This is a genomic window from Ruegeria sp. D1(2025) (genome assembly GCF_056536425.1).
This window is the reverse complement of the sequence record NZ_JBQFPO010000001.1, coordinates 771,351-783,677: the sequence shown is the minus strand read 5'-3', so window position 1 is coordinate 783,677 and position 12,327 is coordinate 771,351. Positions and strand designations below refer to the sequence as shown.

General features: G+C 57.5%; 10 protein-coding genes and 3 tRNA genes. 5 read left to right on the top strand and 8 right to left on the bottom strand.

The annotated features are described in order from the left end of the window. Nucleotides 1-142: 142 nt before the first annotated feature. A tRNA-Val gene (locus ACR1XU_RS04010) sits at nt 143-217 on the bottom strand. A 222-nt stretch (nt 218-439) separates the two neighbouring features. Here ACR1XU_RS04010 and ACR1XU_RS04005 point away from each other — a divergent pair. From ACR1XU_RS04005 to uvrA, 3 genes are all read left to right on the top strand, one after another. After that, nucleotides 440-516: transfer RNA gene (locus ACR1XU_RS04005), tRNA-Asp, on the top strand. A 52-nt stretch (nt 517-568) separates the two neighbouring features. Next, a tRNA-Asp gene (locus ACR1XU_RS04000) sits at nt 569-645 on the top strand. A gap of 174 nt (nt 646-819) precedes the next feature. Continuing rightward, the gene (uvrA, locus tag ACR1XU_RS03995; protein ID WP_480906403.1) at nt 820-3,678 is read left to right on the top strand and encodes an excinuclease ABC subunit UvrA; all 2,859 of its coding nucleotides are present in this window, start codon (nt 820-822) and stop codon (nt 3,676-3,678) included. Nucleotides 3,679-3,693: 15 nt separating this feature from the next. On the opposite strand, the gene ACR1XU_RS03990 is transcribed toward uvrA, so the two are convergent. The 5 genes from ACR1XU_RS03990 to ACR1XU_RS03970 all read right to left on the bottom strand — a co-directional run bounded on the left by ACR1XU_RS03990 (nt 3,694) and on the right by ACR1XU_RS03970 (nt 8,436). Continuing rightward, on the bottom strand, nt 3,694-4,023 hold the full coding sequence (locus tag ACR1XU_RS03990) for a hypothetical protein (RefSeq protein ID WP_480906400.1): 330 nt from the start codon (nt 4,021-4,023) through the stop codon (nt 3,694-3,696). Nucleotides 4,024-4,131: 108 nt separating this feature from the next. Next, nucleotides 4,132-5,004, bottom strand: a complete 873-nt coding sequence (mmsB, locus tag ACR1XU_RS03985; protein WP_480906397.1) for a 3-hydroxyisobutyrate dehydrogenase — start codon at nt 5,002-5,004, stop codon at nt 4,132-4,134. 2 nt (nt 5,005-5,006) lie between these two features. Continuing rightward, the gene (locus ACR1XU_RS03980) at nt 5,007-6,047 is read right to left on the bottom strand and encodes an enoyl-CoA hydratase/isomerase family protein (RefSeq protein ID WP_480906394.1); all 1,041 of its coding nucleotides are present in this window, start codon (nt 6,045-6,047) and stop codon (nt 5,007-5,009) included. A gap of 7 nt (nt 6,048-6,054) precedes the next feature. Then, the gene (locus tag ACR1XU_RS03975; protein ID WP_170616835.1) at nt 6,055-7,197 is read right to left on the bottom strand and encodes an acyl-CoA dehydrogenase family protein; all 1,143 of its coding nucleotides are present in this window, start codon (nt 7,195-7,197) and stop codon (nt 6,055-6,057) included. Between the two features lie 123 nt (nt 7,198-7,320). Next, nucleotides 7,321-8,436 carry a carboxylate-amine ligase gene (locus ACR1XU_RS03970; protein ID WP_170616837.1) on the bottom strand — a complete coding sequence of 372 codons (1,116 nt, stop codon included), beginning with the start codon at nt 8,434-8,436 and terminating at the stop codon, nt 7,321-7,323. 143 nt (nt 8,437-8,579) lie between these two features. On the opposite strand from ACR1XU_RS03970, the gene ACR1XU_RS03965 reads away from it, so the two are divergent. Together ACR1XU_RS03965 and ACR1XU_RS03960 are read left to right on the top strand one after the other, a co-directional pair. Continuing rightward, nucleotides 8,580-9,431: a class I SAM-dependent methyltransferase gene (locus ACR1XU_RS03965; protein WP_480906390.1), complete on the top strand. Its 852-nt coding sequence runs from the start codon at nt 8,580-8,582 to the stop codon at nt 9,429-9,431. A 71-nt stretch (nt 9,432-9,502) separates the two neighbouring features. Next, nucleotides 9,503-9,982, top strand: a complete 480-nt coding sequence (locus tag ACR1XU_RS03960; protein WP_170616841.1) for a fasciclin domain-containing protein — start codon at nt 9,503-9,505, stop codon at nt 9,980-9,982. 51 nt (nt 9,983-10,033) lie between these two features. Here the strand turns inward: ACR1XU_RS03960 and ACR1XU_RS03955 are convergent, their stop codons facing one another. Together ACR1XU_RS03955 and ACR1XU_RS03950 are read right to left on the bottom strand one after the other, a co-directional pair. Continuing rightward, nucleotides 10,034-10,618 (bottom strand): L,D-transpeptidase, encoded by a 585-nt coding sequence (locus ACR1XU_RS03955; RefSeq protein WP_480906463.1) that lies wholly within the window; start codon nt 10,616-10,618, stop codon nt 10,034-10,036. Nucleotides 10,619-10,817: 199 nt separating this feature from the next. Further along, the gene (locus ACR1XU_RS03950; RefSeq protein ID WP_170616843.1) at nt 10,818-12,317 is read right to left on the bottom strand and encodes a CoA-acylating methylmalonate-semialdehyde dehydrogenase; all 1,500 of its coding nucleotides are present in this window, start codon (nt 12,315-12,317) and stop codon (nt 10,818-10,820) included. Nucleotides 12,318-12,327 lie beyond the last annotated feature (10 nt).

Below are 12,327 nucleotides of genomic sequence, written 5' to 3'. Positions count from 1 at the left end.
GTCTGCAGATTAGATAGCGAAGTATCACTTTGCAACTGATCGTAGAGGCGGTTCTTTTAGAGAAATGAGGCTTGGACGCCTGGCCGCGTTTTGGCTTCTGGCACCCATTCCTGTCGCCAGATCCGACAAGTCATTGAAAAGATGGTGGGTGATAAGAGATTTGAACTCCTGACATCTTCGATGTGAACGAAGCGCTCTACCACTGAGCTAATCACCCGTGAGGCCGCCTCTTACAGTGTGTCTGTCCGGTTCGCAAGATCAGATGCAGGTGGCGCAGAAACTTTGCTTGCCCTCAGCGCATTTCACGCAGAACCCGGCGCCTGTTCAAAGGGTGGGTTCGGGAAAAAATCAGGATAAGGCAAAAAACTTGAAAACGCCGCTTGACGATGCCGGGGCGTGGCCATAATACACCCCAACGTTCAGAGCGAACGGGCAGCGGGCGGTTGTAGCTCAGTTGGTTAGAGTACCGGCCTGTCACGCCGGGGGTCGCGGGTTCGAGCCCCGTCAACCGCGCCATCGCTGCCAGCCTGTGATCCGGGTCAATGGATCAGACATAGACCCTAAATGCGCGGTTGTAGCTCAGTTGGTTAGAGTACCGGCCTGTCACGCCGGGGGTCGCGGGTTCGAGCCCCGTCAACCGCGCCATTTCCCTGATTTCGTAGATTGACCGAAAACAGTTGCCCATTGGGGCGATCGACATGGGGCTAATGTCAGGAGTTGTCGGCAATAATCCGACTGTTCACACTTTGTTCTAACTTTTGTGTTGGAGACTCAGCCTGGCTCGCCTATTTCTAGGACACTTGTCTGTTGGGGGCCGAAATGGCTGAGCTGAAGAATATCGAGGTGCGCGGCGCGCGCGAGCATAACCTCAAAAGTATTGATGTTGACATTCCACGTGATCAGCTTGTGGTGATTACAGGTCTGTCTGGTTCGGGCAAGTCGTCGCTGGCCTTTGATACCATCTATGCCGAAGGTCAAAGACGCTATGTCGAAAGCCTGTCCGCTTATGCGCGCCAGTTTCTGGACATGATGGAAAAGCCCGACGTTGACCATATCAGCGGCCTGTCCCCGGCGATTTCCATCGAGCAGAAAACGACGTCGAAGAACCCACGCTCCACCGTTGGTACGGTCACCGAGATCTATGATTATTTGCGACTGTTGTTCGCGCGTGCAGGAACGCCCTACAGCCCTGCCACGGGTCTGCCCATTGAAGCGCAGCAGGTGCAGGACATGGTCGACCGCATCATGGCGATGGAGGAAGGGACGCGCGGATACCTTCTGGCACCCATCGTGCGGGACCGGAAAGGGGAGTACAAAAAAGAATTCCTCGAACTGCGTAAGCAGGGCTTCCAGCGCGTCAAGGTGGACGGGGAGTTCTATGAACTTGATGAGCCACCCACTCTGGACAAGAAGTTTCGCCATGACATCGACGTCGTAGTCGACCGTCTGGTTGTACGCGAAGGGATGGAAACACGTCTGGCCGACAGCCTGCGGACTGCGCTGGATCTGGCCGATGGAATCGCGATTCTGGAAACCGCGCCGCGCGAAGGAGACCCCGAACGTATCACTTTCAGCGAGAATTTTGCCTGTCCGGTCAGTGGCTTCACGATCCCCGAGATCGAGCCGCGCCTGTTCTCGTTCAACGCACCTTTTGGGGCATGCCCGGATTGTGACGGTCTGGGAGTGGAACTGTTTTTCGATGAGCGTCTCGTGGTGCCGGACCAAACACTGAAACTGTATGACGGGGCACTGGCACCGTGGCGAAAGGGTAAATCGCCGTACTTCCTGCAAACCATCGAAGCCATCGCCCGCCACTTTGAGTTCGACAAGAACACCCCATGGAAAGACCTGCCGGAGAAGGTGCAGCAGGTGTTCCTTCGGGGGTCTGGTGATGAAGAAATACAGTTCCGTTACGACGAAGGTGGACGGGTTTATCAGGTGACGCGCAGTTTCGAGGGCGTAATTCCCAATATGGAACGCCGTTACCGCGAGACCGACAGCGCCTGGATCCGTGAAGAATTCGAGCGCTATCAGAATAACCGCCCCTGCGGGACATGTGATGGCTACCGTCTGCGTCCCGAAGCCTTGGCCGTCAAAATCGCGGACCTGCATGTTGGGCAGGTGGTTCAGATGTCGATCAAGGAGGCTCTGGCCTGGATCGAGGATGCTCCGAACCATCTGAGCACGCAGAAAAACGAGATAGCGCGCGCAATTCTGAAGGAAATCCGCGAACGACTTGGATTCCTGAATAATGTTGGTTTGGAATACCTTACGCTGTCACGTTCAAGTGGAACCCTGTCTGGTGGCGAAAGCCAGCGGATCCGGTTGGCCAGCCAGATCGGTTCGGGTCTGACAGGAGTTCTGTATGTGCTGGACGAGCCGTCAATCGGGTTGCACCAGCGCGACAATGACCGTCTGCTTGGAACGCTCAAGAACCTGCGCGATCAAGGGAATACCGTGATCGTTGTTGAGCATGACGAAGAAGCCATCCGTGAGGCTGATTACGTTTTTGATATTGGTCCCGGCGCCGGTGTGCATGGCGGGCAGGTCGTAAGCCAGGGAACACCTGCGGAAATAACGGCGGATGCGGCCTCGATCACGGGGCAATACCTGGCCGGAACGCGCGAGATCGCGGTGCCCGCTGAACGGCGAAAGGGCAACAAGAAGAAGGTGTCGGTGGTCAATGCGACCGGGAACAACCTGAAGAATGTGACGGCTGGGTTTCCTTTGGCCAAGTTTGTCTGTGTGACCGGAGTTTCCGGCGGCGGGAAATCCACTTTGACCATTGAGACGCTGTTCAAAACGGCGTCGATGCGCCTTAATGGTGCGCGCCAGACACCTGCGCCGTGCGAGACGATCAAGGGACTGGAGCATCTGGATAAGGTCATCGACATCGACCAGCGGCCGATCGGGCGGACTCCGCGTTCGAATCCAGCCACTTACACGGGCGCGTTCACCCCGATCCGCGACTGGTTTGCCGGTCTGCCCGAGGCCAAGGCACGAGGGTACAAACCGGGACGGTTCAGCTTCAACGTCAAGGGAGGTCGGTGCGAGGCCTGTCAGGGTGACGGGGTCATCAAGATCGAGATGCACTTCCTTCCGGATGTCTACGTGACCTGTGAAACCTGCAAGGGTGCGCGGTACAACCGCGAGACACTGGAGATCAAATTCAAGGGCAAGTCCATCGCGGATGTTCTTGATATGACGGTGGAAGACGCGCAGGACTTCTTCAAAGCCGTGCCTTCCATTCGCGATAAGATGGACGCACTGGCGCGGGTTGGTCTGGGTTATATCAAGGTCGGACAGCAGGCCACCACGCTTTCGGGTGGTGAGGCGCAGCGGGTCAAGCTTTCAAAGGAACTGTCCAAACGTTCGACCGGGCGGACGCTGTATATTCTGGATGAACCGACCACCGGCCTGCACTTTGAAGATGTGCGCAAGCTTTTGGAAGTACTGCACGAACTTGTGGATCAAGGAAATACGGTCATTGTGATCGAACACAACCTGGATGTGATCAAAACCGCCGATTGGATCATCGATATTGGCCCGGAAGGTGGCGATGGCGGCGGACAGATTGTTGCCGAGGGCACACCCGAGCAAGTTGCGGAGTGTGAGGGCAGCCATACCGGGCACTACCTCAGGCCGATGTTGAATTTGGACCGGGTCGCTGCAGAATAGCGGCCCGGCAGTTTCCTAGTACAGGATATCCGCCACGGCGCCGATCAGGTTGAGAACTTTCCGCGTTTCAGGATCGATTCTGTAGACATAGTCGCCGGCGCGAACGTAGTTGCCGCCTCGTTTCAAGCCGTAACGATAGGGATCGTCGATCCAGACATAGTCCCGTTCGATACGGTCGCCCGTCCGATATAGGTTTTTGACCTGTCCTGGTGGCACGCAGGGGACTGCCTTTTTGGCCAGACCGGGCGGGCAGTGCCCGGCCTTTCCCTTTCCGTTGCCAGCTTCGACCGCAGCCGTACTGATCACCAGCAAAGCGATGGATCCAAAATTTCTCAGAGTCTTCATCGGCGGCCCCTGCAATTATTCTGCACTGGTTTTAGCACGTACAGACCGGGACAAAGAAGTGACGACAAACAACTATTTTCGGGTCAGCAAAAAACTGCTTTACGCGCCTCAGCTCCGGCCTCTCTTTTCAAACCGGGGCAGCATGGCGGAAAAGTCTTTCCCCAACCCGTCTTCAGCTTCGACAAATTGTTCATACAAGGCCGTTGCAGCCTGGCCCATGGGTGTGTCCGCATCCGACCCTTCCGCGGCCTGCTGGCTAAGGCGTAAATCCTTCAGCATCAGCTCTGCTGCAAAACCTGGTTTGTAGCCGTTGTCGGCCGGACTGGTGGGGCCAACGCCAGGGGCAGGGCAATAGGCGTTCATTGTCCAGCTATATCCGGACGATGTACTGACGACATCAAACATCTTTTGGCGATCCAACCCCAACTTGTCGGCCAGTGCAAAAGCCTCACAGGTCGCGATCATGGTGACGCCGAGGATCATGTTGTTGCAGATCTTTGCCGCCTGACCCGCGCCGGAATCGCCGCAATGAACGGCCTTCTGGCCCATGATATCGAACAGCGGTTCAGCCGTTGCAAACGCTTCTTCCGAACCACCGGCCATGAAAGTCAGCGTACCAGCTGCGGCGCCCCCAATACCGCCTGAAACCGGAGCGTCGACGGCTCTTAACCCGGCTGCCAGGGCCTGATCCGCCACCGCACGCGCGCTGTCGACGTCGACGGTTGAACAATCAATCCAGGTGGCGCCTTTCTGCATGGCCGGAACAATCTCGTCCGCGACAGATCGCAAGATCTGACCGTTTGGAAGCATCGTAATTGCCACGTCTGCTCCGGCGACGGCCTCGGCCCCGGAAGGTGCCATGGTGACCCCCTCGACCGTGACGTCTGCCATGTCAAAGCCAACCACGACATGCCCGGCCTTCGCCAGATTGGCGGCCATCGGAGCGCCCATGTTGCCAAGGCCGATAAACCCGATTTTCATCCTTATTCCTCCTCGAATGTCAGTGCGTCCGCGCCCAGTGGTTGCAGCATTTTCGAAACAGCGACTGCGGGTACGGATTGATCCGCAAAGCTCCACCTAGGATTGCGGTCCTTGTCTATGATCTGCGCGCGAATGCCTTCCAGAAAATCCCCGTGTTCCATGGCGCGGAACGTAAACCGGAATTCCAGTTCCAACGCTTTGCGTATCGTCAGCGATGGCCCACGCAATCGATGCAGCATTTCTACGTAACAGGCCATCGACAAAGGTGAATGCCGTCCGAGTGTGGCCAGAGTTTTGGTGGAAAATTCCGGATCAGCGTTACGCAGATTGGTCAGGATGTCGCCCAGCGCCTCGCCCGAGAATATGTCATCGATCACAGGCTGGTCCTGCTCCAATGTACTCTCCGGCGGAGTCTGCGCGTGTTTGGCCAGTATCTCGGCATCACCAGAGGCTTCGAGCAGCTCCATGAGATCGGACCATTGTGACTGCGGGATATAGTGATCGGCTAATCCGGCATAAATCGCATCACCTGGCCCCATGCGTCGTCCGGTTGTCCCCAGATATTCACCTAACCGGCCGGGCGCCAGGGCCAGCATCAGCGTGCTGCCGACGTCCGGAACCAGTCCGATGGAGCATTCAGGCAATGCGATCTGCGCGGTCTCGCCTACGATCCGGTGACTTCCGTGGCACCCGATGCCAACACCGCCGCCCATTGTGAAACCCTGCAGAAAGCTGATCACCGGTTTGGGGTACTCGAAGATCAGGGCATTCAGCCGGTATTCATCGCGCCAAAAGGTTTGACCATAGGCGAAATCGCCTTTCATGCCCGTTTCATAAAGCTCGGCAATGTCACCTCCGGCGCAAAAGGCCTTGTCGCCTTCGGCATCGATAATGATCAGGTCAACCGAGTCATCTTCGCGCCAGTTCCGCAGGGCACTGTCTATGGCCATGCACATGTCATAACTAAGCGCGTTGAGCGCCTTGGGCCGTGTCAAAGTGATGCGCCCGGCGCGGCCTGTCACACGGATGTCGATATCTGGCATTTGATCCTCAGCGTTGGGCAAGCATCTGGCGGGCGACGATCACGCGCATGATCTCGTTGGTGCCTTCCAATATCTGATGCACGCGCAGATCACGCACCAGCTTTTCGATCCCGTAATCGGCCAGATAGCCGTACCCGCCATGCAACTGCAGACATTGATCGACGACTTTTGATCCCGTTTCGGTAACGAACTTTTTGGCCATCGCGCAGAACTTGCTGGCATCGGGCGTGCCTTGATCCAGCTTCCAAGCGGCCTGCCGCAAGAAGACGCGCGCGGCCTGCAGTTCAATCTCCATATCGGCCAGGCGGAACTGCAGGGCCTGAAACTGGTCGATGGATTGACCGAATGCTTTACGCTCGGACATGTATTGCAAGGTCATGTCCAAGCCGGTTTGCGCCGCACCCAGAGAGCAGGAGGCGATATTCAAGCGCCCGCCGTCCAGTCCCATCATGGCGTATTTGAATCCGTCACCTTCGGTGCCGACCAGGTTCCCGGATGGTATCTTGCAGTCATCGAACTGCACCTGCGCCGTCGGCTGGCTTTTCCAACCCATTTTCTGCTCCAGCGCCCCGAAGCTGAGACCGGGCGTTCCGTCTTCGACATAAACGGTCGAAATCCCCTTGGGACCATCCTGACCCGTGCGCACCATGCAGACATAAGCATCAGAGTAGCCACCGCCCGAGATAAACGCCTTGGTGCCGTTCAGCGTGTAACCTTCGTTTGTACGCTCGGCGCGGGTTTTGAGCGCTGCAGCGTCCGAGCCCGAGCCGGGTTCGGTCAGGCAGTAGCTGAGGACCGTATCAAGACTGAGAACCTGTGGCATGATACGTGATTTCAGCTCGTCACTGGCGAAACTGTCCAGCATCTTTGCGCACATGTTGTGGATCGACAGGAAGGCTGCAACCGACGGGCAGGCCATGGACAAAGCTTCAAAAACCAGCGTTGCATCCAGCCTGCTCAGACCCGATCCTCCTGCGTCCTCAGAGACATACAAGCCACCGAAGCCCAGTTCGCCGATCCGGGGCCAAAGGTCTTTGGGAATGGTTCCATCCGCCTCCCATTGCCGCGCAAACGGAGCGATGTTTTCCTGCCCAAATGCATAGGCCATGTCGAAGATAGCTGTCTGTTCCTCGGTCAGCGCGAAATCCATGCCAATCCTTCCCGTCGATGCTGAATTGAACGATTGTTTATTTCCCAATCGTTACAGAAATTTTGCACGATCAGCAATCACGGGAAGTAAGGTTATGGTATTGATCGGCCCGGGTGCGCGATATCAGAGATCTTCGTGGAATTCCTCGATCAGGTGCTTCACGACCGCCTGACCGGGATCGTCCCCTTTTGCCACGGCCTCGGCGTGTACACGGCGCTGGCGTGTGGCGGACGTTCCGTTTTCCGCAATTTGCCGCAGGCGGGCCAATTCGGTCATCGTGCCCAACGCCTCGGTATCTTCCGCCAGCATTCCCATCAGTTCACCAATCAGTTCAGGCATTGGCTTGATTGAACGGTCGCCAAAATCGATCAGCCCCTCGCCAACGCCGTACCGTTGCGCGCGCCAGCGGTTTTCGCCGATGAGGAACCGGTCATAGTGACGCCAGCGCAGGTTGCGGTCCTTCAGACGGCACAGCATCCGGGTCAGCGCCTGGATCATCGCAGCCAGCGAAAGGGCGTGTTCCAGCCGGGGCTGCACATCCATGATACGGGTTTCCAACGTCGGAAACCGATGCGAGGGGCGCAGGTCCCACCATATCTTTGAGGTGTCTTCGATGACTCCGAGTTCCACAAGGATTCCGGTTGTACGCTCGTATTCAGCCCAACTGGCTGGTACCGGAGGCAACCCGGTTCGGGGCAGGTTGTCGAACACGGTCAGCCGATAGGAGGACAATCCGGTGTCTTCACCGCTCCAGAACGGAGAGGATGTGGAAAGAGCCAGCAGGTGCGGCAAAAAGTAGGACAGTTGTGGCATCAGGTCGGCACGCAGCGCCTTGTCTTCGACGCCGACGTGAACATGCATGCCGCAGATCAGCATGCGTCGCGCAACACCGCCAAGGGCATGTTGCAAGGCGTCATAGCGATCCTTGCGTGTATGATGCTGGTCTTTCCACTTTGCAAAGGGATGGCAGGATGCGGCAATCGGAGCCAGATTGTATTCAGCGGCGCGCGTGGCAACGCAAGACCGCAACCGCTTGAGGTCCTCACGGGCCGCGCCAATCGTGGCATGAGGGCGGGTTCCCACCTCGATCTGGCATTGCAGGAATTCAGGGCTGACCTGACCTTCAAAATCGGCCTGGCAAGCATCCATCAAAGCGGCAGGTGCTTCGGACAATTGCAGGCTGTCGCGGTCCACAAGCAGGTATTCCTCTTCAATACCCAGCGTGAATTCCTGCTGCATGGCGGCCCTCCGGTCTTTATGTTCACGCCAGTGAATACGGAATTTGCCCTTTTGCCAAGTGTTTGCCGCGCAGGTGCTTGCGAAGCCTTGGTCGGCACAGGTAAGGAGCGGGGAGTGTTCAACCACGGATCGGAGACGGCGGCGTGAAACCCAGGAAATTCCCGCGGACCAATGCAATTCTGGATCGCTTCGGCGTCAAGCTGATCGACAAAGTCACTGAACGGGATGAGCGCGTCCGACTCGAAAGCTTTGAACGGGCTGGCGGATTGGAACGCCCTGCATATGCCCTTTCTCCGGGAATGGATGGGTTCGATGTCGGCCCGCTGGTCGAGGAATATCACGAACATGCCGATGCGCTTGCGGCATTGAAGGACCCGTCGCGCAACAAGACCGGCTATCGCATCGGGAACGGATACTATGACAGCCCGGATGCGGACGCGCTTTATCTGATGATCCGCAGATTTAAACCGAAAAACGTGATCGAGGTCGGGTGTGGCAATTCAACCCGCGTCACGCGACAAGCGATCATTGATGGCGGGCTGAACACCCGCATTACGGCAATCGATCCGTATCCGAGGGCGGATATTGCGCATGTCGTGGATGATTTTGAACAAAAACGACTGGAAGATGTCGATCCGGCGCTGTTTGAAAACCTGCAAGAAGGCGACGTTCTTTTCATCGATTCCAGCCATGTGGTCCGCATGAGCAACGACGTCGCGCATCTGTTCTGTCGCATCATTCCGGCCCTAAAACCCGGTGTCGTCATCCACGTGCACGATGTTTTTTTGCCCTACGAATACCCCACTCGTTTCTTCTATGATTGCCCCGGATGGGGCGAACAGTACATGCTGCACGCGTTGCTGCAATCGGGTTTATATTCAATGCTTTGGCCGGGATATTACCTTCAGCGGGAACGCCCGGACGCGGTCGAGGCCTTACCATTCCTGAAGGACGGTCGGGCACAGAGTATTTGGGTTCAGCTCAGAAAATCTTGACCTCAAAGTGATCCGCCACGCCGGGGCTGCCGTAACCCTTTCCATAACAAGCTGGAGAGGAGATGACAGCCATGTTTCGCCGCACATTCCTGGGCGCCGCCGCCGCGATTGCACTGACTTTGCCAATGCAGGCTCGTGCCGGGTCCGATATTGTTGATACCGCCGTCTCGGCCGGATCATTCACCACTCTTGTCGCCGCAGTTCAGGCTGCAGGGCTGGTTGACACTTTGAAAGGCGACGGGCCTTTCACTGTTTTTGCCCCGACTGACGAGGCGTTTGCGGCTTTGCCCGAGGGTACCGTCGAATCGCTTCTGCTGCCTGAAAACAAAGATCAGTTGGTTTCCATCCTGACCTATCACGTGGTTCCGGCCAAAGTGATGTCAGGGGACATCGCAGGTAAGCGCGCGAAGGTGCTGACCGTTCAGGGCGACCGCCTTAGCGTGAACGCCAAGAACGGCGTCAAGGTTAACGGTGCCAAGGTGGTTCAGGCTGATATCGAAGCCAGCAACGGCGTGATCCACGTTGTCGACGCGGTAATCCTGCCTGAATAAGTTTCCCAACAAAAAATGAAAAACCCCGGCTTTGAGGCCGGGGTTTTTTTGTCAGATCAGTCTGACTTGTGTGCCGATCTGCACCAGCGGGTACAATTGTTCGACATGCTGATTGTACAAACCAATGCAGCCGGACGAGCTTTGACGACCGATCTTGCGCGTATCATGCGTTCCATGCACCAGATAGGCAGGCCAGCCCAGATACATTGCGCGGGTTCCCAGCGGATTGCCCGGGTCGCCACCTTCCATTCGCACAGGCAGGTTCGGATCACGCTCGCGCATAGATGCAGTCGGGGTCCAGCTGGGGTTTTCCCGCTTGCGCACAACTTCAGTATACCCGCGTTTGGTCAATTCCTCGCTCATCGGGACCGAGCTGGGATAGAGTTTATAGGTCCCATCCGGGCCCCAGTAGTGAACGGCGCGGCTGGTAATATCGGCCAGCAGGCATCCGACGCCCAATTCATTGAAGTGATCCTGCCAGTTCTGCTGCGAAAACGAGGACACATTGCGGCGCACCGGCAACTGCGTGCTGATGGCTTCTTCTTCCTGCGGAAACGCATCGGAACTTTGCGCGCGTACCAGGGCAGGCGTCGCCAGAAAGGTCGCTGCGCCTAGCAATGCAGAGCGGCGGGTCATGCGGGGATTTGACAAGTTGGCCTCCGGTTCAGGAACTGCTCGGGTATTTATTTAGCGCTAAAATATTGTCCGCCGGTTCGGTTTTCCAGAACTTTGCGTCTGAATTTTTCGTGAAATGGTCCCCGTTGGCGACGCTTCGCCGAAAAAAGCCCGGCCTGTGGCAGGCCGGGCAAATTGATTTTTAGGTCCGATGTGCGGGTCAGTCCATCGCTTTGAAGTTGAACTCGCCACCTTCCTTGATGCCAGACGGCCAGCGCGACGTTACGGTTTTGGTCCGGGTGTAGAACTTGAAGCTGTCCGGACCGTGCTGGTTCAGGTCGCCGAACATGGATTTCTTCCAGCCGCCAAAAGTGTGGTAGGCCAGCGGAACCGGGATCGGAACGTTGATGCCCACCATGCCGATGTTCACGCGGCTGGCAAAGTCACGCGCGGTGTCACCGTCGCGGGTGAAAATAGCGGTGCCGTTGCCGTACTCGTGGTCCATCGCCAGCTTCAGCGCTTCTTCATAGGAGCCGGCACGGACAGTCGAAAGAACCGGGCCAAAGATTTCCTGCTTGTAGATGTCCATCTCTGGCGTCACGTGGTCGAACAGGTGTGGGCCGACAAAGAAGCCGTCCTCATAGCCCTGCAGGCTGAAGTCGCGGTTGTCGACGACAAGTTTCGCGCCTTGCTCCACGCCGGAATTGATCAGGCCGAGAATACGCTCTTTCGCGGCGCCGGTAACAACCGGACCCATGTCGACATCATCGCCGGCGGTGTAGGGGCCGACCTTCAGCTTTTCGACGCGCGGGATCAGTTTTTCGATCAGCGCATCGGCGGTTTCCTCACCGACAGGAACGGCGACGGAAATGGCCATGCAGCGTTCGCCCGCCGCGCCAAAGCCTGCGCCAACCAGCGCATCGGCCGCCTGATCCAGATCCGCGTCAGGCATGACGATCATGTGGTTCTTCGCGCCGCCAAAGCACTGCGCGCGTTTGCCGTTCGCAGTGGCACGCGAATAGATGTATTGCGCGATCGGGGTCGATCCAACAAAGGACACGCCCTGAATGACTTCGCTGTCCAGCAGCGTATCCACAGCTTCTTTGTCGCCATTGACGACCTGGAACACGCCTTTCGGCAGACCGGCCTCGACGAACAGTTCGGCCAGCATCAGTGGCACGGACGGGTCACGCTCGGACGGCTTCAGCACCACGGCGTTGCCGCAGGCCAGGGCTGGGCCGACATGCCACAGCGGCATCATTGCCGGGAAGTTGAACGGCATGATCGAAGCGACCACGCCCAGCGGCTGGCGCATGGAGTACATATCGATGCCGGGGCCCGCGCTGTCAGTGAATTCACCCTTCAGCATCTGAGGCGCACCGATGCAGTATTCGATGACTTCCAGACCACGCTGCAGGTCACCCTTGGCGTCGGGAATGGTTTTACCGTGCTCGCGGCTCAGCGCCTCGGCCAGTTTGTCCATATCGCGGTTCATCAGGCCGACCATGGCCATCATCACGCGGGCACGCTTCTGCGGGTTGGTCGCGCCCCAGGCCGGTTGTGCGGCGGCGGCGCTGGCAATTGCAGCAGTGGTTTCAGCGGCACTTGCCATCGGGCATTTGTACTGCACTTCGCCCGTTGCAGGGTTGAAGACGTCGTCAAAGCGCCCGGACGATCCGGCCACGTTTTCGCCGTTAATGAAATGGGTCAGTTCAGTCATAGCGAATTCC

Bases quoted from the DNA above. Each gene is read 5' to 3' on its own strand.
- uvrA (WP_480906403.1), top strand. From the start codon at position 820: ATGGCTGAGCTGAAGAATATCGAGGTGCGCGGCGCGCGCGAGCATAAC.
- ACR1XU_RS03990 (WP_480906400.1), bottom strand. From the start codon at position 4,023: ATGAAGACTCTGAGAAATTTTGGATCCATCGCTTTGCTGGTGATCAGT.
- mmsB (WP_480906397.1), bottom strand. From the start codon at position 5,004: ATGAAAATCGGGTTTATCGGCCTTGGCAACATGGGCGCTCCGATGGCC.
- ACR1XU_RS03980 (WP_480906394.1), bottom strand. From the start codon at position 6,047: ATGCCAGATATCGACATCCGTGTGACAGGCCGCGCCGGGCGCATCACT.
- ACR1XU_RS03975 (WP_170616835.1), bottom strand. From the start codon at position 7,197: ATGGATTTCGCGCTGACCGAGGAACAGACAGCTATCTTCGACATGGCC.
- ACR1XU_RS03970 (WP_170616837.1), bottom strand. From the start codon at position 8,436: ATGCAGCAGGAATTCACGCTGGGTATTGAAGAGGAATACCTGCTTGTG.
- ACR1XU_RS03960 (WP_170616841.1), top strand. From the start codon at position 9,503: ATGTTTCGCCGCACATTCCTGGGCGCCGCCGCCGCGATTGCACTGACT.
- ACR1XU_RS03955 (WP_480906463.1), bottom strand. From the start codon at position 10,618: ATGACCCGCCGCTCTGCATTGCTAGGCGCAGCGACCTTTCTGGCGACG.
- ACR1XU_RS03950 (WP_170616843.1), bottom strand. From the start codon at position 12,317: ATGACTGAACTGACCCATTTCATTAACGGCGAAAACGTGGCCGGATCG.